This window comes from Allobosea sp. CER48, assembly GCF_044752385.1.
In the GTDB taxonomy this organism is placed as follows: domain Bacteria; phylum Pseudomonadota; class Alphaproteobacteria; order Rhizobiales; family Beijerinckiaceae; genus Allobosea.
The window spans coordinates 1-2,854 of record NZ_JBIWYK010000405.1; the positions used below are offsets into that span (position 1 = coordinate 1).

Annotated in this window: 1 protein-coding gene and 1 pseudogene; one reads left to right on the forward strand and one right to left on the reverse strand. The window is 66.5% G+C overall.

Annotation, left to right across the window (positions count from 1 at the left end; translation table 11 throughout):
* Nucleotides 1-62 precede the first annotated feature (62 nt).
* Complete coding sequence (ade, locus tag ACIPIA_RS13575; protein WP_400510309.1) at nucleotides 63-1,763, forward strand: adenine deaminase; 1,701 nt, start codon at nucleotides 63-65, stop codon at nucleotides 1,761-1,763.
* A gap of 112 nt (nucleotides 1,764-1,875) precedes the next feature.
* Here ade and ACIPIA_RS13580 read toward each other — a convergent pair.
* Nucleotides 1,876-2,795: pseudogene (locus ACIPIA_RS13580) on the reverse strand (hydroxyacid dehydrogenase).
* Nucleotides 2,796-2,854: the final 59 nt, after the last annotated feature.

Genomic DNA, 2,854 nt, shown 5'->3' on the forward strand with positions numbered 1-2,854 from the left:
GTATCGACAAGCTGGGACAGCCCGTGCAGGTTCGTGCGATGATGCCAGTTGGAAATCGCCCCATGACCGATGCCGCCACGCTTGCACGCCGGATCGCCCAGGGGCATGGCGACGAGCCGGCCGACCTCGTCGTCAAGGGCGCAAAGCTCCTCGACCTCGTCACCGGCGCACTCGCCGAGAGCGATATCGCGATCTGCGGCGATACCATCGTCGGGACCTACGGGACCTACGAGGGCAAGCGCGTCATCGACGCCAGAGGCCTGATCGCCGTGCCCGGCTTCATCGACACGCATCTGCACATCGAATCGTCGCTGGTTACGCCGCTAGAATTCGAACGCTGCGTGCTGCCCCATGGCGTCACCACCGCGATCTGCGATCCGCACGAGATTTCGAACGTGCTGGGCGCCCAGGGCATCCGCTATTTCCTTGCCTGCGCCGAGGCGATGCGGATGGATCTGCGCGTCAACCTGTCGAGCTGCGTGCCGGCGACGCATCTGGAGACGGCGGGCGCCCAACTGGAAGCCGGCGACCTGACGCCGATGATGGATCATCCCAAGGTGATCGGCCTGGCCGAGTTCATGAATTTCCCGGGCGTGATCCATCGCGATCCCGGCTGCCTCGCCAAGCTCGAAGCCTTCTCGCACCGCCATATCGACGGGCATGCGCCGCTGGTGCGGGGCATGGACCTCAACGCCTATCTCGCCGCCGGCATCCGCACCGACCACGAGACGACGACGGCGGACGAAGCCCGCGAGAAGCTCGCCAAGGGCATGGCGATCCTGATCCGCGAGGGCTCGGTCTCGAAGGACCTGCATCAGCTGATCCCGCTGATCTCGCGCGATGCATCGCCCTTCCTCGCGTTCTGCACCGATGACCGCAACCCGCTCGACATCGGCGAGGAAGGTCATCTCGACTACATGATCCGCACCGCCATCGCCGAGGGCGCCGATGTGCTGGCGACCTATCGCATCGCGTCGTTTTCGGCCGCACGGAATTTCGGGCTGTTCGACCGCGGCTTCATCGGGCCGGGCAAGCGTGCCGATATCGTGCTGGTCGAGGATCTCGCGGCCTGCTCGGTAAAACAGGTCCTCACCGGGGGCCGGCTGGTCGAGGAGGCGCTGTTCGCGGACCGTGCGACGATCGCGCCGGTCGGGCTCGGCAGCGTGAAAAGCCGCAAGCTCACGCCCGCCGATTTCACTGCTAAGGCCCGTGACGGCGAGACGCCGGTGATCGGCGTGGTGCCCGGTCGGATCATCACCGAACGATTGGCCATGGCGCTGCCCTCGCGCGACGGCGCGGCCCTGCCCGATCTTGCGCAGGATGCGATCAAGGTCACGGTGATCGAGCGCCACGGCAAGAACGGCGGCATCGCCACCGGCTTCGTCCATGGCTTCGGAATGAAGCACGGCGCCATCGCCTCCTCGGTCGGGCATGACAGCCATAATCTCTGCGTCGTCGGCGTGGACGAGGCCTCGATGGCGGCGGCGGCGAACCGCCTGATCGAGATCGGTGGCGGCTTCGCCGTGGCCGATGGCGGCGAGGTCACGGCGGAGCTGGCGCTGCCGGTCGCCGGGCTGATGAGCGAGCAGCCCTTCGAGACGGTGCGGCACGATCTTGAGAAGCTACGCGCCGCGGCGAAAGCTCTCGGCGTCGTGCTGGCCGAACCCTTCCTGCAGGTCGCCTTCCTGACCCTGCCGGTGATCCCGCATCTCAAGATCACCGACAAGGGGCTGGTCGATGTCGACCGGTTCGATTTCGCCTGACACAGCCGCCCTGCCCGGGCTTGACTCGAGCAGGGCGAAAGCAGCGTCGTCCTGTCCCGCGCTTCTCGGGTCGAGCCACGCTTCGCCCGCGAACGACGTCAGCCCAAAAACCTCAAACCCGCCCTTCCAGCGCAGCCATGACCTTCTCGGCGACGAGCCCGGACACGCGCCCGTTCGACTCGACCGTGTTGCCGGCGATATGCGGGGTCAGGATCAGGTTGGGGGCGCCCGAGAAGACCTTGGCCGCGTCCTTGCCGAGCGGCTCCTGCTCGTAGACATCGATCGCGGCGCCGCCGAGCTTGCCGGCCTTGAGGGCCTTGACCAATGCCGCCTCGTCCATGATGCCGCCGCGCGCGGTATTGATCAGGATCGCGTCCTGCTTCATCCGGGCGAAGGCCTTCGCGTCGATCATGCCGCGGGTTTCCGAGGTCAGCGGGACATGCAGGCTGATCACGTCGGACTCGGACAGCAACTCGTCGAATTCGAGCCGCCGCACGCCGCTCCAGGCGGGATCGTCGGCGAGCAGGCGCGGGTGGTAGGCCGCGACCTCCATGCCGATCGCGCGAGCGTGGTGAGCGACGTCGCGGGCGATCGAGCCGAAGCCGACGAGCCCCAGCAGCTTTCCGGCAATCTCGCGGCCGATCAGCCTGGTCTTGGGGAATTCGCCGGCGAGCATCGCGGCATTGGCGAAATAGGCGCCGCGCAGCAGCGTCATCGTCGTGCCGATGACGTACTCGACGACGGAAAGGCTGTTGGCACCGGTCGCGGGGAAAACGCGGATGCCGCGGTCGGCGCAGGCTTCCATGTCGAGATTGTCCAGGCCGACGCCGAGGCGGCCGATCACCTTGAGCCGCTTCGCCGCTTCAAGAACCTTGCCTGGTTGCGCACGATGACGGCGGGAACGGCAGCGAAAAGGCGCGCCATCTCGTCGGGGTTCGCATAGAGCTCGGGATCGTAATGGACCGCGAAGCGCGCCTTCAGGTTGGCGACGGCAGTGTCGTCCATGAATTCGGTGATGACGATGTCGGTCATGCTATCCCCCGCAGCCTTCTGTCGGGCTTTCAGCCCAGCAACACAAGGCCGCCTGTCAC

Excerpts from the sequence above, each read along its gene's own strand:
- ade (WP_400510309.1), top strand. The coding sequence starts at position 63 with ATGACCGATGCCGCCACGCTTGCACGCCGGATCGCCCAGGGGCATGGC.